The sequence below is a fragment of the Mixta sp. BE291 genome (genome assembly GCF_031457955.1).
GTDB lineage: Bacteria > Pseudomonadota > Gammaproteobacteria > Enterobacterales > Enterobacteriaceae > Mixta.
The window spans coordinates 122,035-146,167 of the sequence record NZ_JAVDXN010000004.1 but is presented as its reverse complement, the minus strand read 5'-3'; the positions used below and the strand labels follow the sequence as shown (position 1 = coordinate 146,167).

Sequence of the window (24,133 nt, the reverse complement as noted above, 5' to 3'; positions counted from 1 at the left end):
AAAATAAATTAAAAGCTTTCCCACTCATCTACCGGATTAGTGTGATCCAGCTCACTACTTTTGCGGGTTTTTTCAGGTAGTAACGCCGCCGGGCTTAGGAGCGGTTGATGTTCTGGAACCGTATAATGTGTTTCATCTTTAAGTTTGATATGCGCCACCATATTTCCCAACTGCCCGGCATGCTCTTCCATACTGATAGCCGCCGCTGCTGCCTGTTCAACCATGGTGGCATTCTGTTGGGTAACCAAATCCAGCTCGTTCACCGCCTGAGCTATCTGATTAATGCCCGCGCTCTGTTCATCAGAGGCAGAAGCAATCTCCGCCATGATGTCCGTTACCTGAGAAACCGACTGAATAATTTGCTGCATTGCCGTTCCCGCCTGCTCAACTTCTTGCGAACCAGCATTCATATCAGTCACGCAGGTATTGATCAGTGAACGAATCTCTTTTGCCGCTTCAGCGCTTCGTTTCGCCAGGTTGCGCACTTCGCCCGCCACCACGGCGAATCCCCGTCCTTGCTCGCCAGCTCGTGCCGCTTCTACCGCGGCATTCAGCGCCAGGATGTTAGTTTGATTGGCGATATTGTCGATAACGCTGTTGATATCACCAATCTGGCGCGAGCTTTCAATGATTCTCTGCATAATCTCATTAAGGCTGACCATCACCTCACCGCCGTTGCGTGCACTACCGCTAGCACTTTCAGCCAGTTGGCGCGCCGTATGCGCATTATCCGCATTTTGTCGCACGGTAATTTTCAGCTCTTCCATGCTGGCTGCGGTCTGCTGTAAAGCGGAGGCTTGTTCTTCAGTACGGGAGGAGAGTTCATTGTTGCCGCTAACAATTTCTCGCGCTGAGGCATTAATGCGGCTTACGCCGTTACGAATAGAAGACACAGTCATGGTTACCCACTGACGTAGCTTCTCCAGCTCAAGAAACATTAAGCCGACTTCATTTATTTTACCGGCTGGGATCTCTTCATCCAGCTTGCCTGTCGACATAATCTGGAAGGTTTTTACTGTTGCATCCAGGCGATAGAACAGTTCGCGTTTAAGCCACAGGTGCGTAAAAATCACCAGTCCCAGCGCAAATAGTCCGATGCCGATGGCCAATACATTGAAACGCTCATTGTTATAGGCCGCTTCAAGCTCTATTTTATTAATCAAGGCATTGAAGTTTAAGTGATACTTTTTTACTTCATTTTCAAAAAGGTTGCGAGCCGCAGTAATTTTATTGATATCAAGTACAGCTTTACCACCGGCCTGATAGGTATTTCCCAGTTGGGATGAAAGCAGCCCGGTTAGGGTATCAGCATGCTGTCTGATTTTATTAACGATTTCTGTTTCATTGGCTTCATGCGGCAACGCAAAAAAACGGTTTAATTTTGCCTGCGTCTGGGTGAGTGTTTGACGAGCTTCGCCCAGCTGCTGTGAAGATGACTTGCCCTCTTTAATGGTTGACAGAGATACCGTATAGATTTTCCCTAACAGATTATGCATTTCGTCTGTAGCATCACCGAGAATAATAAAACTCTCACTGGCCTGCATAAATTGTGAAAACTGCTTGCTTGATGTCGATGCGCTGTAATAACCAAAACCCACAATGCTCAATAGCAGAAAAACCAAACTAAATATAGCAATATGAATCCCAGTAGTGATCTTTAAATTATTGAGCATTGATTCTCCTTAATCATTCCGCCTGCGTCGACATTTATAAAAACAGCAGCCATGCCATTTTTTAGTTTATTAAGAAATTACTTAAGCATATTAAAAATTGACATTTTCTGCATCGACTGAAATACCATTAAAGAGGCGCTCAGAGCAAACTCAGTCATTTTTGACTGCGTAATCAGGTTGGTCAAGCTATCCTGATCAGAGCCTAACGTTTTCTGTAGGCTACTTATAACTTTTACTTTATTATTATCGGAACTGGAACCCAGTATTTCCAACTGCTGAAGATTTGTCCCTACCGTCGCCTGTACTCTCCCCAGATTATCGATGTTCTTTTTAATGGAAACATTCGCTTTATCCAACGTCTCCTGCAGCGCTATACGCCCTGCATCATCCGTTATCGGAACTTTTAGGGCATCAATTGCGCTATCAAGTGCAGCAAAGAAATCGTCCGGTGTGCCGGACATAAACACGTCACTTCCGGTATGACTTACCTGCATTTCCGTGCTATCTGCAACCAATTGCACAATCGGCGTTTTACCTCCCAGATAAGTGCCATCTTTAGCGAAAGGCTGGCTACCTGTGTTATAACCTGCAAAAATATAGCGACCGTTACTGTTGCGGCTGTTGGCAAGATCCATAAGATTATTACGAATGCCTTCCAGTTCTTTCGCCAGCGCAGCCCGATCTTCTGCAGAATAAGTCCCGTTACCACCAGCAACAATTTTTTCTGACAAATTTTTTGTTAACAGCGAGCTGATTGAACTCAAGACTTCATCTTGTTGCCCCAGGGTATCCTGTGCATATTGGCGAGCGGTTTCATATTGTTCTATTTTCGCCAACGAATTTTGGTAAATAATAGCCTGAGATGCGCCAGCAGGGTCATCTGAAGGCGTTAATAATGTTTGACCACTCGACAGCCGGTTAGAAATATCGAAATACCTGGTGTTACCGCCCGACATATAGTCAATCTGCGCTTGAAACCTATAAAGTGAGCTATAGTTCATATTTTTTCCTTCGTTATGTTTATTGTCCCTGCTGGCTTAAAGTGAATTGATTAGCGAATGCTTAAAATTACATCAAAAATAGTGGTCGCAGTTTGTAATACTTGGGCATTAGCCTGGTAATATTTAGTATACATCTGCATATAAACGATTTCTTTTTCTTCATTAACGCCAGCCACATCCTGATATTGTATAACTGCCTGTTTCTGAACATTTCCTGCAATTGCTCTATCGCCTTTTAACGAATTAAATGATGAACCTACAGAGCTGACCAGGCTGGCATAGGCTTCGGTTAATGTCGCCTTACCAATCAACGTTTCATTTTTAATAGCGATCATATCTTTGATATTTTCGTTATTACTTTCTTCATCGACATCATCTGAACTGGATGCAGCTATTTTATCGCCATGATTAATGGCTACAGCAATATTTTCAGCTACACCGCCAGCAGGATTAAAAACAAAACTATCGTCTACTTCAGGCGTTCCCTGTGGCTGAATAGTTATACCATCAAAAGTGAGCTCACCCTGTGCACCGATAGTTGGCGTAACCTGTTTACCACTGCTATCACTGATTAACCAGTCATTAGCCCCCGGGCCTTTGTAAACCACGGTATAATCCTGTGGTTTAACTGCGGGAATGTCATCAAAACTAATATCGAGCGTAGCATTTCCCCGGTTATTACGATTTACTAATGCTACCGGATCGGCAATAGTAAAAATATCTCCACCAGCCGCACCATCAATATCGAAACCAGCTTTATTCGCTTCGTTAAAACGATGGGCCATCTTTAACGCAAGTTCATTTAATTGATCGCGCGCATTGGCCAGATCTTCATTACGGAATTTAAACAGTCCCCCCAGTTTCCCGCTGCTTATTTTCTCTTCATCCAGCTTGATGGCATTGCCGGAAGCATCGGTATAGGCCACTTCTAATTGCGCCGGATTGGCTGCAGAGGGCCTGGCTTCGAACAGACAGGTACGATCGTTTCTTACTAACGGCAGGCCATTGGAAAGGGCCACATTAACTTCACCCGTGAGCTGGTTCTCATCGACTTTGATGCCCACCAGGCTGCTTAACTTATTCAACAAAAGATCGCGCTGATCAAGCAGGTCTGCAGGTTTGCCACCGGTCTGTGCATGGGTTTTATAGAGCGCCGCATTAACCGTAGCCAGCTCTGCGGTACAGGCGTTAATATCATTTACAGCCTGCTTAATTTGGGTATTCGTGCTCTTTTCCAGTCCGCTAAGCGTACGGGCGCTGGTTTGGAACTGATAAGCGGTCGATTTAAATTGCGACATCGCTTCCTGTCTGGCAGCCATGCTCACTGGATCGCTGCTTATTTTTTCCAGCGCGCCAAAAATATTATTCAGTGAAGAGGAAACATTATTACTGTTGTCGCCCAGCATATCGTCGATCTGCTTGAGCTGTTCATAGCGGCTGTCGAGACCGCTATAGGTAGTCTGCGCACTGCGCAACTGATTATTAATAAAAGCGTCATAGGCGCGGTTTACATCATTTACCTGTACACCATAACCAAAAAAACCGTAGCTCGTTGTTTTACCACCGGCTTCCCCCAGAACAATACTTTGGCGGCTATAGCCCACCGTATAAAGGTTGTTAATGTTGTTGCCTACAACATTTAATGATGCCTGGGCAGCACTCAAACCGCTTTGTGCCAGATGCATAAGATTCATAAATCACCCGTTTTCTATATGTGTGAAATTTCTGAGAAAAAACAGAATAAATAGAGCCTTATATATCTATCGGCGTGAATTAAATTAACTAAAATTACTGTCGCTAAAATATTGACGACAGATCAACTTTGTAAGCGCTTGCCGCTTGTGTAAGGTTATTTTTAATTTGTTGCATGATACCGATCAATTTTTTCGCATATTGTGGATCGGTTGCATAGCCGCCATCTTGCAACGCTTTTGCCGCCTGTTCCGGCGTTTTCGCTGATATCACATTTTGATAGCGTGAATTGTTTACCAGCGTCTCGCCATAATCCTTTAGCGCATCACTATAAGATTGATAAACACGAAACGCCGCTTTTACTTTTTTCGCCACACCGTTGATATATTCTGTTGTGGTTATTTCCGCTGTTTCACCCTTCCAGCCCGGCGTCGCTTTCACACCAAACAGGTTATAACTTGGCTGGCCATTTTCCTGCCGTATTTCTTTTTCCCCCCATCCCGACTCAAGCGCGGCCTGTGCAATGATTAATTGATGCGGAATCCCCGTTTGACGTGAAACCTCTACCGCAGGCGCTAACAGGCGTGAAACAAATCCGCCTCCCGATGCGAGCGGTTGTGGTTGCTTGCCTGCAATGGCCATGGTTGCCGACGGTGCCGGAAAGGCGATGCGACCGGTGGGAAGCTGACGTGAAGAAAAGGTGGACGGCGTTCCGCCCGTGGCAGCCGTTGGGGCACCGCCCAGCTGCTGTACCATAGCGTCGGCCAGCCCTAATTTCCCCTGCGCCGCCATATCCTGCGCCAGCTGCTGGTCATACATGGCGGTAAACATCTCTGACTGCTGCGAGTTAAACAACCCGTCTTTAAAGCTGGCCGCACGCATACTCTTCAGCATCATCTGAACGAACAACCCTTCCATCTGCTGTGCTGCGCCCTGTAAGCCGCGCTGCGCATCCTGTTTCGCCAGTCGTTTTAAGGTGTTCAGAGAGCCCGCGTCAAAAGCGGCTCCCTGAATAAAAGAGCTGCTTTTCATCAGTTAATCTCCAGCTGTGCGCGCAGGCAACCCGCGCTTTTCATCGCCTGCAGAATCGACATCAGATCGTTTGGCGTAGCGCCCAGTCCGTTTAACGCGCGAATTACCGCGTTCAGGTCGGCACTGGTATTAACTTTCTGCAACGCGCCGCTCTGCTCACGCAGTGAAACTTGTGTATTCGGCACCACAACTGTTTCGCCTCCGGCCAGTGGCGTATCCGGCTGGCTGACCTGATTATTGTTGGCTATTTCTACCGTCAAATCGCCCTGCGCGACGGCGCAGGCTTCAAGCGTAACGTGACGATTGATCACGACAGAGCCGGTGCGTGAATTAACCACAATCCGTGCTTCGCGGGGACCGGTTTTTACGGAAAGGTTTTGAATGCGTGAGATAAAGCGGACTTTCTCTGCGGCGTCTTTGGGCGCGAACAGCTTGATGACGCGCGCGTTTTCTGCCATCGCAATTCCCCCGCCGTAGCGATGGTTGATTTCATCGCTGATACGCTGGGCCAGCGTAAAATCATCTTCTTTGAGCTGCAGCCTTAGCACATTTTCCAGACCAAATTGCGTTGGCACTTCACGCTCAACAGTTGCGCCATCGCTGATACGCGCGCCGTTGAGCTGGTTAACCTGTACCTGGCTACCGCCGCCTTGCGCCCCCGCGCCGGAAACCAACAGGTTGCCCTGAGCCAGCGCATAAATCTGGTTATCGACGCCTTTCAACGGCGTCATCAGCAAGGTGCCGCCACGTAAGCTTTTTGCGTTACCCATCGAGGAAACGACCACGTCGATTTTTTCACCGGCGCGGGCAAACGGCGGCAGATCCGCAGTAACCATTACCGCCGCCACATTCTTCAGCTGCATATTGGTGCCGCTTGGCACGGTAATGCCCAACTGTGACAGCATGTTGTTAAGGCTCTGCGTGGTAAACGGCGTTTGCATGGTCTGGTCGCCGGTGCCATCCAGCCCGACAACCAGACCATAGCCAAGCAATGAATTGCTGCGTACGCCCTGTAGCGTAGTTAAATCCCGAATTCGCTCAGCATAGCCGGACGGCATCATCAGCAGGGCCAGGCTGAGACAGAGCCCATGCAGACAGAAAAGGGAAGGTGACATTCTCATAATCAGCCTGTTAAAAAGGAGAAAAGTTAAGGAACAAACGTTGCAGCCAACCCATTTGTTGCGCCTCATTGATATAGCCGCTGCCGACATATTCAATGCGCGCGTCAGCTACCTGCGAGGAGACCACGGTATTGCTGCCGCTGATTGTGCGAGGGTTCACTACGCCGGAAAAACGGATAAATTCCGTGCCCTGATTAATGGCGATCTGTTTTTCACCGACCACCATCAGGTTGCCGTTTTCCAGTACCTGACGCACGGTAACGGTAATGGTGCCGCTAAAGGCATTTCGGGCGGCGGCCCCGCCTTTACCGTTAAATTCATTGCTGCCTTCAATCGCCGTTTCCGCCCTGTCACCGCCAAATAATCCGCTGATAAAACGCGGCATTGCGCTAAAGCCCAGGCCGGCAGAGCCATCTTTCGAGGCGTTAGCCGAAGAGCTTTTGCTGGCGCTGACATTTTCTTTAAGCAGAATGGTCAGGGTATCGCCGATGTTGCGTGGACGGCGATCTTCAAATAGCGGCTGGTAGCCATAGTTCATTGTCTGTCCGGTATGAAATATCGAACCATTTGCCGTACCGGGCATGGTCTGCATTGGGCTGGCGCTGGTTACCCCGTCCACCAGAGGTTTGTGTGTTATATCAGCGCAGCCTGCCAGCACGGTGCCGAGGGTCAATAGCATAGGCAAACGGGCTAAACGGAGAAAAGCAGCACGGCGAGCGGCATGTTGATGCGCCCCGGGCGGCGCAAAGTCAGGCGGATTTATCATGATATTCACTACGTAAAAGCAGATGAAAAGGGCAGCAGCCCAGGTCTGGTTACCGTCAGAGCTGCGTCAGGCGCTGTAGCATTTGATCGGATGTGGTCACCGCTTTGCTGTTGATCTCATAGGCGCGCTGCGTCTGGATCATATTGACCAACTCTTCCGCCACATTGACGTTGGACGTTTCCACATAGCCCTGTTTCAATGCACCCGCCCCGTTCATGCCTGGCGTGGATTCATTCGGCGCGCCGGAAGATTGCGTTTCGCGATATAGATTTTCGCCAATGCTCTCCAGCCCGGAATCATTGATAAAGGTGGCGAGCGTTAGCTGCCCTATCTGCTGAGGCGCGGTTTGCCCCGCCTGGGTTACGCTGACCAGGCCGTCACTGCCCACGGTTAGCGTACCGGCATCCTGCGGCAAGGTAATGGCTGGCTGAATGGGGTAGCCATTAGCGGTAACCAGCTGCCCGTTTTGATCGATCTGAAAAGCGCCGTCACGGGTATAAGCCGTGGTGCCATCCGGCAGCAACACCTGAAAGAAGCCCTGTCCACTGATGGCGACATCTTTAGCGTTACTGGTTTGCGTCAGGCCGCCCTGACTGTGAATACGTTCCGTCGCCACCGGGCGTACGCCGGTGCCGATTTGTAAACCGGAAGGAATGGTTGTCTGCTCTGAAGACTGCGCGCCCGGTTGACGCAGCGTTTGATACAGTAAATCTTCAAACACCGCGCGCTGGCGCTTAAAGCCGTTGGTACTGACGTTGGCCAGGTTGTTGGTAATCACATCCATATTGGTCTGCTGCGCTTCCAGACCGGTTTTAGCTATCCATAGGGCATGCATCATCTCAGGCTTCTCCTTGCCGTTATTAACTTATGCTAAGTAGTTGATTGGCGTTTTTCTCGTTCTCATCCACAGCTGAAATCACTTTCATTTGCATATCAAAACCGCGCGCTGTGGCGATCATATCTACCATCGCGTTTACCGGGCTAACATTGCTGCTTTCAAGCGCGCCGGGCATCAGCCTCAGTGCGGGATCGGCGGGCAATACCGGGTTTTGCCCAGCAGTGGGATCTACATGAAACAAGCTATCATCACCGTGACGCAGCAGATAAGGCTGCGCCGTCACCATCTTCAGACGCCCAATCAGCGCCAGCGCCGTCGGCTCGTCACCCGCGCCTAAAGCGGTAATCGAGCCATCCGGCGCAATGGTGACCTGCGCCTGCGGCGGGATCTCAATCGGCCCGCCGTCACCCATTAATGGGTAACCTTTCACCCGTAGCTGGCCTTCACTGTCAACTTCAATATTACCGTCGCGTGTATAGGCTTCTTCGCCGCCCGGAAGCTGAACCGCTAACCAACCGTTTTGCGGCATCGCCACGTCCAGGCTGCGGCCGGTGTGGTTAACTGACCCCATGGTATAGTCGTTATAGGGGGTGGATTCGGTGACCAGTACACGCGTTGCCTCACCAGGGCCGTTAACCGGCACCGCGCGATAAGCCGTTAGCTGAGCACGGAAGCCGTTGGTAGAAACATTCGCCAGGTTGTTGGCCGTCACCGCCTGGCGATTTAGCGCGGCATTTGCCGCGCCCATTGCAGTATAAATTGCACGATCCATGTCAGCCCGCCATTAGCCCAGGTTTACCAGCGTCTGTAACAGCTCAGACTGGGTTTTAATTGTCTGTGAATTAGACTGATAGTTACGCTGGTAAATGATCATACTGACCATTTGCTGACTGAGATCGACATTGGATGCTTCAAGCTTATTACCGTACAGATTGCCCAGGTTGCCGCTTCCGGCGATACCCACGACCGGCTGCCCGGATGCTGGGGTTTCGGTCCAGGCGTTATTACCGCTGGAAGCCAGACCACCCGCATTGGTGAAGTTTGCCAGCACCACCTGACCCAGTAGCTGTCGCTGTCCGTTGCTGTAAGAGGCGATAATTTCACCACTATCGCCCACGGTAAAACCGTTCATCGAGCCCGGCGGGTAGCCGGTGGTGCTTGGGCTTTCCATCGCGGTTTCGGTAGCCTGTTGTGTCATACCGGTCAGATCTAACTCGAATTGCAGCGCTTCTGCGCCGTTATAGGCGGCACCATTAATCGCTACTCTGGCGGGTGTAGTGGTGAGCTGACCTGCGCTGTCGAAGTCAATATCCAGCTCCTGATACTGTGGTTGCCCCGCACCATTTAATGAAGGTGCTGTGGTATCGTTGGTATAGATCTTCCATTTATTATCAGCAGTTTTAACGAAGTAAACGTTAACGGTATGGCGATTACCCAGGCTGTCGTAAGCATCAACCTGACTCACTGAATTGTAGCTGTTGCTGTCTTTCGGATCGAAGGTGAGCGTCGGATTGATGACTTCTGCGCCGGAATCGAGGTTCCCTTTCATCGTGCCGCTATCAGAGGCGCGAGCCGGCATTTGACTGGTAGGGATTTGGATCGGACCGACTGGCGCGCCCGGTTGAATGATGGGTGGCGTTCCGCTGGCCTGATAGCCGGTAAGCTGTAAACCCGTATCGTTGATAATATAACCATTTTCATTGGTTTTAAACTGCCCGTTACGGCTGTAAAATACCTGCCCCGCCGGGCTCAACATACGGAAAAAGCCGTTGCCCTGGATACCCATATCCAGGCTACCCGTGCCCTGACCTAATACGCCGTCGCTAAAATTTTGCCTGACGCCGGAAACCTGGACGCCCATGCCGATTTGCGAACCGGCAAAAACATCAGCAAATGCAATAGAGCCAGATTTGAAACCAATCGTTTGGGAGTTGGCAATGTTATTACCCACAACATCCAATGCTTGTGAAGCCGCATTCAGTCCGCTAAGACCCTGTGAAAAACTCATACGTAACCTTCCTGGTCGCTAACATTCAACGCTAAAATCGACGTTACTCAATCGAATAAATTTTGTTCAAAGTAGTGGTGCCATCCAGCCCCAGCTGCAATACCGCCCCGCTAGCCATACCAAAAGAGACGCCTTCCACTTTGGCAGATTTTAACGAGGCGATTGCCGGCGCAGAACCATCCTGATTGACAGCGGTAAAGGTCACCTTGTAGGTTTCACCGTTATCAAAGCCTGGCTCGGCGGGCTGGAAACCGCTTAAGTCTTCAAAAGTTAATTTATGCATGCCCGCATCAACATCTTTTAAATCAGCGGTATAGCTATTACCTGCCTTGTCAGTTAATACCACGCTGACTTTATCCACATCGTTGCTGACAGAAAAAGCAAAGCCATCTTTCGCAGAAGTAACCTTACTCTCTCCTTCAATATAGATAGTGCGCCCTACCCACTGAGCCGCATTCATCTGCTGCATGCTAATGACCATGTCGTTGACACGCCCTACCGTACCATTCAGCTGCTGGACACCAGCGGCGGTGTTAAACTGCGCCATCAGCGACGTCAGCTGATTGTTATCCATGGGATTGGTGGGATCCTGGTTCTGCATCTGCGCAACGAGAAGGTTCATAAAGTTATTGGTAATTTCTTCGATGCTGGAACCATTGCTACTGGTGGGGACGGCATTGGTACTGGTTACCGGTGAAACGGCCATTTCAACTCTCCTTATTGACCCAACGTTAGCGTTTTAAGCATCATCGTTTTGGCCGTGTTCATCACTTCCACATTGGCCTGATAGCTCCGCGAAGCGGAAATGGTATTGACCATTTCGCCCACCACGTTGACGTTCGGCATATGCAGGTAGCCTTTGGCATCCGCCAGCGGGTTGCCTGGTTCATAGACCAGACGATCCGGCGCATCGCTCTCAATCACGCCGCTGACTTTAACGCCGCCAATTTCCTGACCGGGCGCGCGATCAACGTGAAAAACCACCTGGCGCGCGCGATAAGGCTTGCCATCCGGGCCAGCCACGCTTTCGGCATTGGCCATATTACTGGCGCTGACGTTCATTCTTTTTGACTGCGCCGCCATGGCAGAGCCTGAAATATCAAAAATGCTGAATAAAGACATAAAAATTATCCCTGAATGACGCCCATCATTCCTTTAATTTGCGATCCGAGAAGGGTTAGGCTGGTCTGATACTTCACATTGTTATCCGCGAAATTAACGCGTTCACGATTCATATCAACCGTATTACCGTCCGCGCTGGGTTGATCGGGAATACGATATAATAATTCGTTCCGATGATGCGCGGGCGCGGCTGCCGGAATATGTCGTTTTTCTGTCAGATTAAGCGTTAAAGATTGCGTCTGGCGACGACCTTGCACCACGGCCTTCTTAAGTTCCTGTGAAAAATCGATGTCCCTGGCTAAATAACCCGGCGTATCAGCATTAGCGATATTCGACGCTAAAATATCCTGCCTGCGGGTCAGTAAATTTAATGCTTCCTGCTGAAAATTTAATGCCTTATCGAGTTTATCCATCATGGAAGAACGACCTTATTGATTTGCTACATAAACATTAACGCAGAGACTATAATTTGAATTGGAAATAATCTATACCGCAAAAACGGGACGAATCTCCATCCATTTCATGAGCTACCCAACAAATTCAGTATAATGTTTTTAATAAGCAACAGAATTGACGTTATTTAGGCCATTAACTTACTTCAGGATAGCGTTACACTGACCTAATGCTAAACAAGTAAATCACCTTAATCCTAATCATCCATCGGCCTGGCTGCGCATGAATAAATTACGAAAAATATGGCAAAGCACGCTATTAATTTTATTTTCGCTGGTGGCACAGGCTGATAACACCATGCTAACAGGAAAAATTAACGCATTATTAAACGGCGCTGACGAAAATATAACGGACAATATCAAACGCCATGTGATTTTATTAACGCCAGAAGATAAACTCGCGTCGCTGTGTACCGATCCACAGCTCTCAATGAGTGGCAATCCGCGTCTCTCCGGTAACCGCACGGTGGTTGCACAGTGCGGTAATAAAAAACATTTTTTGCAGGTGCGCATCGAAGCGCAAGGAAGCTGGTGGGTAGCCGCAAGAGAGTTGAAAACCGGCAGCGTACTCAGCCCCAATGATGTGGTGCAACGCAGCGGATCGTTAGCAAATCTGCCCTCCGGCGTGGTTATGAATCCCAACGATTTCCGTGGCGCGGTCTTAACGCGTCCCCTGCGCACCGGCCAGCCACTCACGCAGAATCAGCTACGTAAAAAGTGGCGTATTAACCGAGGTGAAGAGATCGATATTATTGCTCACGGTAGCGGTTTTCATATCAGAAGCAGAGGTAAGGCGCTGGATAATGCAGCCATCAACGACGCCATTCGGGTGCGGATGAAAAGCGGTCAGCTGGTAACCGGCAGCGTTAATAGTGATGGCAGTGTGCGGATAAATTTGTAATCTCGTCTTTAGCTATCCGAGAAAACACCGATATTGTTAGTAATGTGAAAGGTAAACATTCAGGTTTCGGAGAAAATATGAGCATAAACCATACGCTGAAGACGCAACCTGTTACGCCAGCCCATATCCAGCAAGAAGTAAAATTCACGCAGCGGAATCTGGCTAACAGCACAGCGAAAGAGCAAACCCCCCCCGAGAAAGGCACAGATGTTAAACTCAGCGCATTAACACAGCAGATAAAATTTGATGACGCACAGGATATCGATGTTGAACGCGTCGAGAAAATCAAAGATGCCATCCGTAATGGTGAGCTAACAATGGATTATGAAAAAATCGCGCAGTCACTGCTGCAAAATATTCTCGACGATCGGTAAAAGAATCACCAATGAAAAATCTACAAACGACGCTAAACAAAATGCAGGAAACGCTTAATGAACTGGAAGTGGTGCTGACAGAAGAAATTAAGCATTTAAGTCATGGGCAGGTGAATGCTGTTGCGTTGCAACAGCTCTCTGATATTAAAAGCCGTCATTTATCTACGCTCGCGTGGCATGATGAACAAAGAAAATTAACCGAAAAAAACCTGCAGCTGATTGCGCCTTATACGCAACAGCCCACGCTGGCAAACAGTTGGAGCAGAATACTGGAGTCCACCCAAAAAGCGCGTGATATGAACCTGCAAGCTGGTCATCTGCTTGATATCCACATGCAAAAAGTACAAGCCCTGAGCAAGGTAATAAATAACTCTGCCGTTTCGCCAGGCCTCTATACCGCAGGTGGACAATCCGACAATAACGGAAACGCTCGCGCTTACAATATTACTATATAAAACTACGTAACTTCTTGTGCGATTTGCCAGCTTTCTGAACAGAAAGCTTTTTTTTGCTACCTAAACATTACCGTTTACCTAACCAAAAAATCCCGCCTTTTTGCGTAATCCGATAAATTGGTCCTACCAAAATCGCTTGTTTGTGACTCTTCTTGCAGCATTAAATTAAAGCATTAAGCAAAGGTTGCATTCTGTTCAACATCGGACGAACAATAATTTAACATCCCCGTCGATTTTGGTCGGACCAGCATAATGCTATGCAGCGCTGCGCATAGTCAGGCTGCGGTACCGATCTCCGCCGCGTCCGGTAACAGGGCGTTATGCTCAGGAGAACAGTAAGCATGCAAACATGGCAGCAACTCTACGATCCGCTGGATAATATTTGGCTATCAAGCCTGATTGCCGCGCTCCCTATTCTGTTTTTCTTTTTCGCCCTGACGCGGCTGCGGCTGAAAGGTTATGTCGCCGGCACCATTACCGTGTTGATTGCGCTGGCCGTCGCTCTGCTGTTTTATCGCATGCCGATCGACCAGGCGCTGGCGTCGGCCGTTTACGGCTTTCTTTACGGTCTCTGGCCCATCGCCTGGATTATTGTTGCTGCCGTTTTTGTTTATAAAATCACGGTGAAAACCGGTCAGTTTGAAATTATCCGTAACTCCATTCTGTCGATAACCGAAGATCAACGGCTACAGATGTTGATCGTCGGCTTCGCTTTTGGATCTTTTCTGGAGGGGGCCGCAGGCTTTGGCGCGCCGGTGGCGATTACCGCCGCACTGCTGGTTGGGCTGGGCTTTAAGCCGGTTTATGCCGCTGGGCTGTGCCTGATTGTTAACACCGCGCCGGTTGCCTTCGGTGCCATGGGTATTCCCATTATCGTCGCTGGACAGGTTACCGGCATCGATGCGATGGAAATTAGTCAGATGGCTGGTCGTCAGCTGCCGTTGCTGACCATGATTGTGCTGTTTTGGGTGATGGCGATTATGGATGGCTGGCGCGGCGTGAAAGAGACCTGGCCTGCGGTGCTGGTGTCGGGCGGCTCTTTTGCTATCGCCCAGTTTCTGACCTCTAACTACCTTGGCCCGGAGTTGCCGGATGTGATTTCCGCGCTGGTCTCCCTGCTCTGCCTGACGCTGTTTTTACGCGTCTGGAAACCGGTACGTATCTTCCGTTTTGATAAGCAGGAAAACGAGACGGCCAGCGCGCGCAGCGCAACCCGCTATAGCGCGGCACAAATCACCCGCGCCTGGATGCCGTTCCTGTTTTTAACCATTACCGTCACGCTGTGGAGCATCCCGCCGTTTAAAGCGTTGTTCGCAACCGGCGGCGCATTTTATCACTGGGTCTTTACCTGGGCGGTGCCGTTCCTCGATCAGCAGGTGATTAAGATGCCGCCGGTTGTCGCCGCCGCCACGCCTTATGCCGCGATTTATAAACTCGACTGGCTTTCCGCCACCGGCACGGCGATTTTCATCGCAGCGCTGCTGTCGATTGTGTGGCTACGTATGCGCCCTGCTCAAGCGGTGAGCGCCTTTACAGAAACGCTGCGCGAACTGGCGCTGCCGATCTATTCCATCGGCGCGGTGCTGGCTTTTGCGTTTATCTCCAACTATTCAGGGCTTTCTACCACCCTGGCGCTGGCGCTGGCCCATACCGGCAACGCATTTACCTTCTTTTCACCTTTTCTTGGCTGGCTTGGAGTGTTTCTTACCGGTTCTGATACCTCATCCAACGCGCTGTTTGCCGCGCTGCAGGCGACAACGGCGCAACAGATTGGCGTACCGGAGGTACTGCTGGTTGCCGCCAATACCACCGGCGGCGTAACCGGGAAAATGATTTCGCCGCAGTCGATCGCGATCGCCTGTGCGGCGGTGGGTCTGGTGGGTAAAGAGGCCGATCTGTTCCGCTTTACCGTTAAACACAGCCTGATTTTCACCTGCATCATCGGGGTGATTACCTCACTGCAAGCCTGGGTTTTCCCGTGGATGATTCCCTGATGCCGGATGAAATAAGACTGGCCGATCGGCTGGCGGAGCAGCTGCGTCAGTTTATCGCCGAACAGCAGCTGCAACCCGGCGCGCGGCTGCCCGCAGAGCGCCAGCTGGCGCAGCTGCTGGCCGTTTCGCGCTCTTCGCTGCGCGAAGGGCTACAGAAATTGATTAGCGAAGGCGTGCTGATGAGCCGGCGTGGCGGCGGGAATTTTGTCGCTGCGCCGCACGATAACTGGTCGTCAACCCGTCTGGTTATGCCGCTCAGTACGCTATTGGCTGACGATCCGGGTTATCGCTATGACGTGCTGGAAGCGCGCATAGCGATTGAATCGAGTACCGCGTGGCATGCCGCACGGCGCGCCACGCCGGAAGAGAAAGCGCATATTCAGCGCTGCTGCCAAATGATGCAGCAAGTCAGCGACCGCGACGATCCCGATCTGGCGGCTCATTCCGACGTCCGTTTTCATCTGGCGATCGCAGAAGCGTCACATAATCTGGTGCTATTACAGGCGATGCGTGGCCTGTTTGATGTGCTGCAGTCATCAGTGATGCAGAGCCGCCAACGCATGTACACCGCACCCGAAATTTTCCGCCAGCTGGCAGTGCAGCATGAGGCGATGTGCCAGGCCATTGTGGCAGGCGACGCCGACCGCGCGCGCAGCGTAACTATCCATCACCTTGAGTTTGTCGATGCCACCATGCGTAACCTGCATGAAGAAGAGGCACGACGCGCGCGCAGTATGCGCATTCCGGACAGTAAGTGAGGACAACCGTGATTATCTCATCAGCAAAAGATTACCGTGCCGCAGCCAAAGCGAAAGTACCGCCTTTTCTGTTTCATTACGCTGACGGCGGCGCCTATGACGAATACACCATGCGTCGCAACAGCGAAGACCTGGCGCAAATCGCCCTGCGCCAGCGCATTCTGCGCAATATGTCCTCGCTAAGCCTGGAGACCCAGCTATTTGGCGAAACGCTGTCGATGCCGGTAGCGCTGGCGCCGGTTGGCCTGTGCGGCATGTATGCGCGGCGGGGCGAAGTGCAGGCGGCCAGAGCCGCTGATAAAAAAGGCATTCCCTTTACGCTATCCACCGTTTCACTCTGTCCGATAGAAGAGGTCGCACCGGCGATTCAGCGTCCGATGTGGTTTCAGCTTTATGTCCTGCGCGATCGCGGTTTTATGCGCAACGCGCTGGAGCGGGCGCAGGCGGCGGGCTGTACCACTCTGGTCTTTACCGTAGATATGCCGGTGCCGGGCGCGCGCTACCGCGATGCCCATTCCGGCATGAGCGGTCCAAACGCAGCTATCCGGCGTTATGTTCAGTCGGCGCTCTACCCGCAATGGGCGTGGGATGTGGGGATACAGGGTCGCCCGCACGATCTGGGGAATATCTCCGCCTACCGCGGCGAGCCGACCAAGCTGGAAGATTATATTGGCTGGCTGGGCAACAATTTTGACCCGTCAATTTCGTGGCGCGATCTGGAGTGGATTCGTGATTTCTGGAAAGGCCCGATGGTGATTAAAGGCATTCTTGATCCTGAAGATGCGCGTGATGCGGTGCGCTTTGGCGCGGATGGCATTGTGGTTTCTAACCACGGCGGGCGTCAGCTGGATGGCGTACTCTCTTCGGCACGGGCGTTGCCGGCCATTGCCGATGCGGTGAAAGGCGAGCTGGCGATTTTGGCCGATGGCGGCGTGCGCAGCGGGCTGGATGTGGTGCGCATGATTGCGCTGGGCGCCGACACGGTTCTGCTGGGCAGGGCGTTTCTCTATGCGCTGGCCGCAGCGGGCGAAGCGGGTGTCACCAACTTGCTGAATCTGGTGGAAAAAGAGATGCGCGTGGCGATGACCTTAACCGGCGCGCGTTCGATTGCGGAAATTACCCGCGAATCGCTGGTACAGGCCGTATCGCCCATGCAGCCAGATGCGCTGGCAAAAGCGGTGGCTAACGGCTAATCGTTTTGATGACCGGAAAGTAAAGAAAGGCTCCGCCCGTGGGCGGAGCCTGCTGTCAGAACTGTTCCCAACCGCCCGCTGCCGCAGGCGCGATCTGCGCTTTCGGAGCAGCGACATAACGTGGCGCCTGTGCCGCTACGCTGCGCGTCGCCTGGCTTTGCGCCGCCGTTTTGAACACCGCTACCGTCTGTTCTAGCTGCTTCGCCTGCTCTTCCAGCGATGAGGCCGCGGCAGAAGACTCTTCCACCAGCGCGGCGTTTTGCTGCGTCGTGGTGTCCATTTCCGTCATTGCCTGACCGATTTGCAGAATCCCCCTGCTTTGCTCTTCGGAAGCGTGCGCGATTTCATGCATGATGCTGCTGACCTGTGAGACTGAGCGTACAATATCTTCCATCGCCTGACCGGCGCTGCTCACCAGACGTGAACCATTATTCACCTTGTCACCGGCCTGGCTAATCAGCGTTTCAATTTCACGCGCTGCCGTTGCGCTACGCTGCGCCAGGTTGCGTACTTCACCTGCCACCACGGCGAAACCGCGGCCCTGCTCACCGGCACGCGCCGCTTCTACCGCCGCGTTCAGCGCCAGGATATTGGTCTGGAAAGCGATGCCGTTAATTACGCTAATGATGTCAGCGATTTTGCGGGAGCTGGTGCTAATCTCTTCCATGGTCACCACCACGTCCTGCACGATCTTGCCGCCGCGCCCGGCGTTCAGCGAGGCTTCCTGCGCCAGGCTGCTGGCCTGATGCGCATTCTCCGCGTTCTGTTTCACGGTCGAGGTCAGCTGTTCCATACTGGCCGCCGTTTCCACTACGGCAGCGGATTGCTGCTCAGTACGTGAAGAGAGATCGATATTTCCGGCGGCAATTTCCGCTGAGGCGCGCGCCACGTTATCGACGCCCTCACGCACCTGAACAATAATCTCTTTCAGGTTTTGGTTCATTCTTCCCACCGCCTGCATCAGCAGGCCTGGCTCATCGCCGCGCTGCGTATCGATATGCGCAGTCAGATCGCCCGCAGCAATTTGATTCGCTACCTGCAGCGTTTCACGCAGCGGCTGCGTAATATTACGGGTGATTCTCCAGGCAATAATCAGGCCCGCCAGCACGCCCAGCAGCGTGGAGCTGTACATAATGACATTGGCCTGCGTGATAGTATCGGTTACGCTCACCATCTGCGTCTCGTAGAGTTTTTTCACCGCCTCATTCAGTTTTCCAGCTGAAGCGGTCAAGGCTTTAGATTCACCGTCTTGATGAGCAAACGTCGTCTGATAATTATTCAGTGAAGCATTCAGACGTGCCGTATCCAGCTTTAATGCCGCTATCCAGCCAGCTTCACCGCCTGACTGAAGATTATTTAGCAGCTCGGCGCGCTCGGTTACCACGCTGAGCTTGTTCACGATATTCGCTTTGTGCGCCTCATCCGGCTTAGCCACAAAGTCAGGCCAGGCTTTGAGCGCATGCTGGATTGCGCCGTCCAGACGGGAAGCCGCCAGCACGATGCCCGCATCGGAACTCACCTGGTTGCTTAACGCTTCGCTGCGATGGCTATAGTCGGCCAGCGTACTGATGTTCATCTCTTTTAACAGCGCGCTACGCTGATTAAGCGCGGCAACAAACGTTTTTCGCTGCGCAAGGTAATGGTCTGTTGCCTGCTTTACCGTATCCAGCTTCTCTTTGCCTGCGGAATGCCAGCTGAACTGGTAAAGGGACTGACCCAGCTGCTGCAACTGCTGTAACGCCTGCGCATTCTCATCACCATAACGGCTCTCGCCGGTATATTGATAAAGCGTACGGTTAAGGCGAGCCTGGTTAAGCGCCTGTACCATGTTGACGACAATTTGCTGTTTCTGCGCATCAGTCTGGATATTAGCGAAGCCTTTAATACCCGCTCCGGCAATTCCCACCATGATCAACAGCACCAAAATGAAACCGGACGTCAGTTTTTTACCGACACTCCAGTTATTAAACCCTGCTATTAACGCCGCCAAACCGCTCATAACTCACCTTTGTATGAAGAACACTGGACGATAGTGGGGTTATCGACATGGTTAAGACACGCTTTAGTGAATTTACTAACAAGACGCAGGAAAATTGATCGAAAACAAGAAAGGGATATGTTCGCAACGTTGCGCTGTCAACGGCTGAAGCGGTAAAGCCACAGAATGCGGCTGGCAGGCGATATCGTTAACTCAGTTTAATTATTTCGCTGAACAATTATGCTGTTATCAGCAAAGATGGCAATCCGCCTGGCTGTTGATGAGGCCTGGTTGCACGGGCCGTCGGCGAGATAACCAACGGCCCGGCCAGATCAGGTCAGCACGCAGTTAAGATCCGGGCGCATTTTTTCCGGCCCCGGCCGGTCGAGCATTTCACACAAAATAATTTCAATACCGTTACACAGGGCGCTAAGCGGTAGATCGTTCGCTGAGCTGCCAAAGGGATCTTCCAGCTCTTCCGCCAGCGATTCCAGCGACAAGAAGGTGTAGGAGATAAACACCGAAACCAGCGGCGTCAGATAATGTAGATCGGCCACCAGCGCAAACGGCAACAGCGTACAAAAAAGGTAAACCGTGCGATGAAGAATCAGCGTATAGGCAAAAGGAATCGGCGTATTGGCGATACGATCGCAGCCGCCCAGCACGTCCGACAGTCGGTTGAGATTCGCATCGATACTGGTGTAAAGCAGATCGCTGAGATGTCCGGCGCGACGCTGTTCGCCCAGCCAGTGGCCCATACACAACAGCAACCGGTTAGTGGGTTGTGGGCTGGCTTCTACCTGCGATAAATAAGGCTCAGGCAACAGGCGGCGTAAATCAGCCTGCGGGCTGGTATGGCGCAGTTGATGCTTCATGCTCCAGGCAAAAGCGATCAGCAACTGGCTGAACAGCAGAATTTGCTGCTCATCGTTTAACACGCTCTTTACCTGACGCAGCAGAGATCGTTGGGTAATCAGCAGCGCCCCCCACAGCTGGCGCGCCTCGGTATAACGTGCATAGCTGGCGTTATTGCGAAAACCGAGAAAGATAGCGATAGCGATGCCCAACAGGCTAAAAGGCGCGGTGGTTAAATGTAGACCGATACGCTCATACCAGTGAAAGCAGATAACAGCGATAACGGACATTATCAGGTTCAGGCTCAGCCGGAACAAAATATCCGGCAGCACCGAACCATGCCAGACAAACAGACGGAAAAACCAATGCTGATAAGGACGAACAATCATTAAACTGCCTCATTTTCAAGACGTTGACGACGGCGCAGCGTGGGGAACCAGCGCATCCATAAACCCACAACCACCAGCGTACCGATACCGCCAATTGCCGCAGCGGGCACCACGCCAAGCCAGGCGGCCAGCATGCCCGATTCAAATTCGCCCAGCTGGTTAGAGGTATTGATAAATATCGAATTCACCGCATTTACGCGTCCGCGCATCTCATCTGGCGTATCGAGCTGCACCAGCGCACCACGAATCACCATGCTGACCATATCGAAGCCGCCGGTAGCGAACAGCGCCAGCATCGAGAGCCAAAACCAGCTGGAGAGCGCGAAAACCAGCGTCGCCGCGCCAAAGCCCGCCACACAGATAAACATAATCATGCCAACGTGACGCTCCAGCGAGTGACGGCTGAGCCAGAATCCGACCAGCAGCGCGCCAACCGCAGGCGCGGCACGCAGCAGCCCTAACCCAAGCGGGCCGGTATGCAAGATATCATGCGCATAAATAGGCAACAGCGCGGTCGCGCCGCCCAGCAGTACGGCAAAAAGATCCAGCGAGATAACGCCCAGCACATCGGGCCGCTCACGAATAAAGCGTACGCCAGCAAACAGGGTAGAGAGCGTGGCAGGCGTACGCGGCGGCGGAGCCTGTTCGTAGCGCAAACGGCTGACCATAACAATTGAGATTAAATAGAGCAGGCCGGTAGCCATGTAAACCACCGATGCGCCTGCCACATACAGCAAACCGCCCAGCGCCGGGCCCATAATCATTGCCGCCTGACCGCCCACGGCGCTGGCGGCCGTCGCCCTGGCCAGCAGACGCGGCGGCACCAGCGCGGGCAGCATTGACTGCATCGCAGGCGCTTCCATAACTTTCGCCACCGACAGCACAAACACCAGCGCCAGAATGGTCCAGACCTCGCTGTGATGCAGTAGGGTTAACAGCGTTAACGCCACAATCGCCAGCCATTCAACCAGTTGGGAAAAGAAGACGATACGGCGGCGATCGCGCTGGTCAGCAATATGGCCCGCCCACAGCGCCAGCGTCACCGAGGGCAAAAACTGCACCAGCCCGATTAAACCGAGATAGAAAGCTTTGCCGGTGATGGCGTAAATTTGCCAGCCAACAATGATCGACAGCATTTGGAAACCGAAGCTGGAGCAGGTGCGCGCCAGCCAGAACGCAACAAACGAGCGGTGCTGCAACAGCGATTCCGCCCGCGATTCAGCAGGTGAAGCCATAATCATCCCAGTTACTATCATGAAACAGACGACACGGACGAGAGCGCCGCAAAGCATTCCGGCGATATTACTTCAGGCGCAGACGCCGGGCGCAGACGAAGCGGTAGCCTGACAGGTGATGGGCTGGTTTACAATACTTGACGAAAAGCAGGCAACGCGGAAGAAATGAAAAACGCCTGCGCAATTTCTGCCCAGGCGCCAAAATCAGTATTCGTTGCCGGTAATGCGTCCGCGATGGCTATCCCAGCTGAAATTCACCCACAGGCTTTGACCCAGACGCATACGATCCATCACGCGCTCGCCCAGCAGCTTAACCATATTGCCATGATCGAGGTTGGTCAGCATACCGGTCGGGCGTTTCGAGGAGGAGCGCCGATCGACAATCTGGTTGATAATCACTTTTTCATAGCGTGATTCCGTTTGCATACCGATTTCATCGATAACCAGTAGATCCACGGTACTGAAATCGTGCAGCAGATGCTCTTCCGTACGACCGCTGTCGCCGCTGAACGTGCCTTTAATGATCGACATCAGGTCGGCAACAGTGACGATCAGCACGCTTTTGCCGCGCAGGATCAAATGGTTGCCAATCGCCGCCGCCAGATGATTTTTACCGGTGCCGGGACGGCCGGAAAAGACAAAGCTGGCGATGCTGTGATCGAACTCATCGGCATAGCGGCGCGCCTGCTCCAACGCTTTGCGCTGCCCTTCGTTTTCCACGCGATAGTTATCAAACGAGCAGTTCATATGCAGCTCGCGGATACCGGAGCGGCCAAGAATTCGCTGCATGCGCATCGCCCGGTTTTCACGCGCAATCGCCTCCGAGCGCTGAAGGCCCTGCTGCTGATTCCAGGCCAGCAGCTCTTCGCCATTCTGGAACTTCGGCTTGATGTGGGCCGGCATCATGCGATGCAGACGGTTAAATAACTCAGCGGGCGTTTTCATTATTCACCTCGGAAGCCATCAGGGATGGTGTGATCGGGCTCAGGCAACTGATTGATATCGCGCTGCGCTCTGCTGCCGTTAACCGCCCGGCTCTGCTGGACGCTACGCGCCAGCTTTTGCTGCCACTGCATATGATGAAACGCGCGTCCGTCCGCCTGCCACCAGGTGGTGAAGGCGGCCAGCTCGGCTGGGGTCACCGGCCCGCTTAGCGCAATGCCCCAAATGGCGGCCTGACGCTGAAAATCGGCGTCCGGTCGCCAGCCCGGATACATCATAAATTTACCCATCGGCACCGAGACCGGCTGCGTCAGCGCATCATTATAGAGCTGTTCATCCAGCGTTACATCGCTCTGCGGCTGGCGTGCCGCCGCCTCCAGCTCCAGAAGCTGTGCCAGCCGGTCAGGCGTTACCGCATACAGCACTGGCGCATTATTATCGAACACGGCAACCGCACCGGCATTCGCCGCGGAAAGCGCGCCGATCGGATCCTGGCGAAACGCGTCGAGACCAATGACAGTTGAGGTTAAGATTTTGACAGACATGGTAATTTCCGGATTCTGTTGCAGGCAAAACGTCACGGGCTGCTACCGCAGCCAAAACAGGCGCTATTCTATCAAGTTTAGCGCCTGGAATCGCCTGTTGCTTAGTACTGAGACTGCCAGGCGATGCCGGTTTTTTCCGGTTTCAGGCGGCAGAGATCCCAAAGATAGCGCAGGCTGGCAAGCAGACAAAAACTGTATCCCAGCAGTTCGGTGCCCTCTTCCGCCATATTTTTCACCGTGCGGTTATAGCCGTCGAGCATCAGCGTTTCCCACAGCTCATGCATGCCAAACAGACGAGAGAAAATTAAAATGGTCAGCAGGCCCGCCGCCATCATGTTCCAGCTGGGATGACGCAGAAAATTCACCAGTCCGGAGAGCGTTGCAGGAAGATGCCGTGCCGCGCGCCACAGGCAGATAAGCGTCACCGCCAGCGCGAACCAGACCCAGGCACCGTGATGGACGCGGTCAAACAGAAAATCCATTTCACGGATCAGCATGCAGGTAAAAAAACCGCCAATCAGCAGCAGGCTGTAGCGCAGATTTACCTGCCGGTACGCCTGGGCAAAGAACATCAGCGCGATCGCGCCCAGCTCGATCTCCTGAAAGACTTCGGTGAACGACGTTTCATGCAGCGCGTTGTTCATCCAGTGTACATCAATAAAAATCAACCCCATCATTAGCGCCAGAAAGAGGGCGCAGCCAACAAAGGCAGCAAGTTTTACCGTAATCGTTTTTATATTGTCGGACATGAAATTTCCCTGAAAAAGTTTAGCGCGCCGATTATATGCGTGCGAACTCACCATATTTCT

At 52.2% G+C, this 24,133-nt stretch carries 24 protein-coding genes; 6 read left to right on the top strand and 18 right to left on the bottom strand.

The features are described from left to right. Positions 1 to 8: 8 nt before the first annotated feature. The 12 genes from J2X14_RS10820 to flgB form a co-directional block, all read right to left on the bottom strand. Positions 9 to 1,673, bottom strand: a complete 1,665-nt coding sequence (locus tag J2X14_RS10820) for a methyl-accepting chemotaxis protein (protein WP_352411222.1) — start codon at positions 1,671 to 1,673, stop codon at positions 9 to 11. A 77-nt stretch (positions 1,674 to 1,750) separates the two neighbouring features. Further along, a complete protein-coding gene (flgL, locus tag J2X14_RS10815) occupies positions 1,751 to 2,674 on the bottom strand; it encodes a flagellar hook-associated protein FlgL (protein ID WP_352411221.1) in 924 nt (307 codons plus the stop codon). Positions 2,675 to 2,724: 50 nt separating this feature from the next. Continuing rightward, positions 2,725 to 4,368: a flagellar hook-associated protein FlgK gene (gene flgK, locus J2X14_RS10810; protein ID WP_352411220.1), complete on the bottom strand. Its 1,644-nt coding sequence runs from the start codon at positions 4,366 to 4,368 to the stop codon at positions 2,725 to 2,727. Positions 4,369 to 4,471: 103 nt separating this feature from the next. After that, positions 4,472 to 5,398 carry a flagellar assembly peptidoglycan hydrolase FlgJ gene (flgJ, locus tag J2X14_RS10805; protein ID WP_352411219.1) on the bottom strand — a complete coding sequence of 309 codons (927 nt, stop codon included), beginning with the start codon at positions 5,396 to 5,398 and terminating at the stop codon, positions 4,472 to 4,474. After that, complete coding sequence (locus J2X14_RS10800; RefSeq protein WP_352411545.1) at positions 5,398 to 6,459, bottom strand: flagellar basal body P-ring protein FlgI; 1,062 nt, start codon at positions 6,457 to 6,459, stop codon at positions 5,398 to 5,400. The genes flgJ and J2X14_RS10800 overlap by 1 nt, the downstream gene beginning before the upstream one ends. Positions 6,460 to 6,529: 70 nt before the next feature. Next, a complete protein-coding gene (locus J2X14_RS10795) occupies positions 6,530 to 7,198 on the bottom strand; it encodes a flagellar basal body L-ring protein FlgH (protein WP_352411218.1) in 669 nt (222 codons plus the stop codon). Positions 7,199 to 7,340: 142 nt separating this feature from the next. Then, on the bottom strand, positions 7,341 to 8,123 hold the full coding sequence (gene flgG, locus J2X14_RS10790; protein WP_352411217.1) for a flagellar basal-body rod protein FlgG: 783 nt from the start codon (positions 8,121 to 8,123) through the stop codon (positions 7,341 to 7,343). 22 nt (positions 8,124 to 8,145) lie between these two features. Then, positions 8,146 to 8,895, bottom strand: coding sequence for a flagellar basal body rod protein FlgF (locus J2X14_RS10785; RefSeq protein WP_352411216.1), 750 nt, complete (start codon positions 8,893 to 8,895; stop codon positions 8,146 to 8,148). Between the two features lie 12 nt (positions 8,896 to 8,907). After that, entirely contained in the window at positions 8,908 to 10,131 is a 1,224-nt protein-coding gene (gene flgE / locus J2X14_RS10780; protein WP_352411215.1) for a flagellar hook protein FlgE, read from the bottom strand. Positions 10,132 to 10,174: 43 nt separating this feature from the next. Beyond that, a complete protein-coding gene (locus tag J2X14_RS10775; protein ID WP_352411214.1) occupies positions 10,175 to 10,837 on the bottom strand; it encodes a flagellar hook assembly protein FlgD in 663 nt (220 codons plus the stop codon). 11 nt (positions 10,838 to 10,848) lie between these two features. Further along, positions 10,849 to 11,253: a flagellar basal body rod protein FlgC gene (flgC, locus tag J2X14_RS10770; RefSeq protein ID WP_352411213.1), complete on the bottom strand. Its 405-nt coding sequence runs from the start codon at positions 11,251 to 11,253 to the stop codon at positions 10,849 to 10,851. Between the two features lie 5 nt (positions 11,254 to 11,258). After that, positions 11,259 to 11,669 carry a flagellar basal body rod protein FlgB gene (gene flgB / locus J2X14_RS10765; protein WP_352411212.1) on the bottom strand — a complete coding sequence of 137 codons (411 nt, stop codon included), beginning with the start codon at positions 11,667 to 11,669 and terminating at the stop codon, positions 11,259 to 11,261. Between the two features lie 259 nt (positions 11,670 to 11,928). Here flgB and flgA point away from each other — a divergent pair, with 259 nt between their 5' ends. The 6 genes from flgA (at position 11,929) to lldD (ending at position 17,380) form a co-directional block, all read left to right on the top strand. Then, a complete protein-coding gene (gene flgA / locus J2X14_RS10760) occupies positions 11,929 to 12,606 on the top strand; it encodes a flagellar basal body P-ring formation chaperone FlgA (protein WP_352411211.1) in 678 nt (225 codons plus the stop codon). A gap of 44 nt (positions 12,607 to 12,650) precedes the next feature. Then, on the top strand, positions 12,651 to 12,980 hold the full coding sequence (gene flgM, locus J2X14_RS10755) for a flagellar biosynthesis anti-sigma factor FlgM (protein WP_352411210.1): 330 nt from the start codon (positions 12,651 to 12,653) through the stop codon (positions 12,978 to 12,980). A gap of 11 nt (positions 12,981 to 12,991) precedes the next feature. Beyond that, positions 12,992 to 13,435, top strand: a complete 444-nt coding sequence (locus tag J2X14_RS10750) for a flagella synthesis protein FlgN (RefSeq protein WP_352411209.1) — start codon at positions 12,992 to 12,994, stop codon at positions 13,433 to 13,435. Between the two features lie 341 nt (positions 13,436 to 13,776). After that, on the top strand, positions 13,777 to 15,429 hold the full coding sequence (lldP, locus tag J2X14_RS10745) for an L-lactate permease (RefSeq protein ID WP_352411208.1): 1,653 nt from the start codon (positions 13,777 to 13,779) through the stop codon (positions 15,427 to 15,429). Beyond that, a complete protein-coding gene (lldR, locus tag J2X14_RS10740; protein WP_352411544.1) occupies positions 15,429 to 16,187 on the top strand; it encodes a transcriptional regulator LldR in 759 nt (252 codons plus the stop codon). The genes lldP and lldR overlap by 1 nt, the downstream gene beginning before the upstream one ends. 8 nt (positions 16,188 to 16,195) lie before the next feature. Beyond that, complete coding sequence (gene lldD / locus J2X14_RS10735) at positions 16,196 to 17,380, top strand: FMN-dependent L-lactate dehydrogenase LldD (RefSeq protein ID WP_352411543.1); 1,185 nt, start codon at positions 16,196 to 16,198, stop codon at positions 17,378 to 17,380. 55 nt (positions 17,381 to 17,435) lie between these two features. Here lldD and J2X14_RS10730 read toward each other — a convergent pair whose 3' ends face one another. The 6 genes from J2X14_RS10730 to J2X14_RS10705 form a co-directional block, all read right to left on the bottom strand. Beyond that, complete coding sequence (locus J2X14_RS10730) at positions 17,436 to 19,379, bottom strand: methyl-accepting chemotaxis protein (protein WP_352411207.1); 1,944 nt, start codon at positions 19,377 to 19,379, stop codon at positions 17,436 to 17,438. Positions 19,380 to 19,690: 311 nt separating this feature from the next. Then, entirely contained in the window at positions 19,691 to 20,602 is a 912-nt protein-coding gene (locus J2X14_RS10725) for a bestrophin family protein (protein ID WP_352411206.1), read from the bottom strand. Continuing rightward, positions 20,602 to 21,837, bottom strand: coding sequence for an MFS transporter (locus tag J2X14_RS10720; RefSeq protein ID WP_352411205.1), 1,236 nt, complete (start codon positions 21,835 to 21,837; stop codon positions 20,602 to 20,604). Before J2X14_RS10720 ends, J2X14_RS10725 begins: the two co-directional genes overlap by 1 nt. Before the next feature lie 204 nt (positions 21,838 to 22,041). Next, positions 22,042 to 22,782: a replicative helicase loader DnaC gene (dnaC, locus tag J2X14_RS10715; protein WP_352411204.1), complete on the bottom strand. Its 741-nt coding sequence runs from the start codon at positions 22,780 to 22,782 to the stop codon at positions 22,042 to 22,044. Further along, positions 22,782 to 23,324, bottom strand: coding sequence for a primosomal protein DnaT (dnaT, locus tag J2X14_RS10710; protein ID WP_352411203.1), 543 nt, complete (start codon positions 23,322 to 23,324; stop codon positions 22,782 to 22,784). Before dnaT ends, dnaC begins: the two co-directional genes overlap by 1 nt. Positions 23,325 to 23,425: 101 nt before the next feature. Further along, positions 23,426 to 24,073 (bottom strand): hypothetical protein, encoded by a 648-nt coding sequence (locus J2X14_RS10705; RefSeq protein ID WP_352411202.1) that lies wholly within the window; start codon positions 24,071 to 24,073, stop codon positions 23,426 to 23,428. Between the last annotated feature and the right edge of the window lie 60 nt (positions 24,074 to 24,133).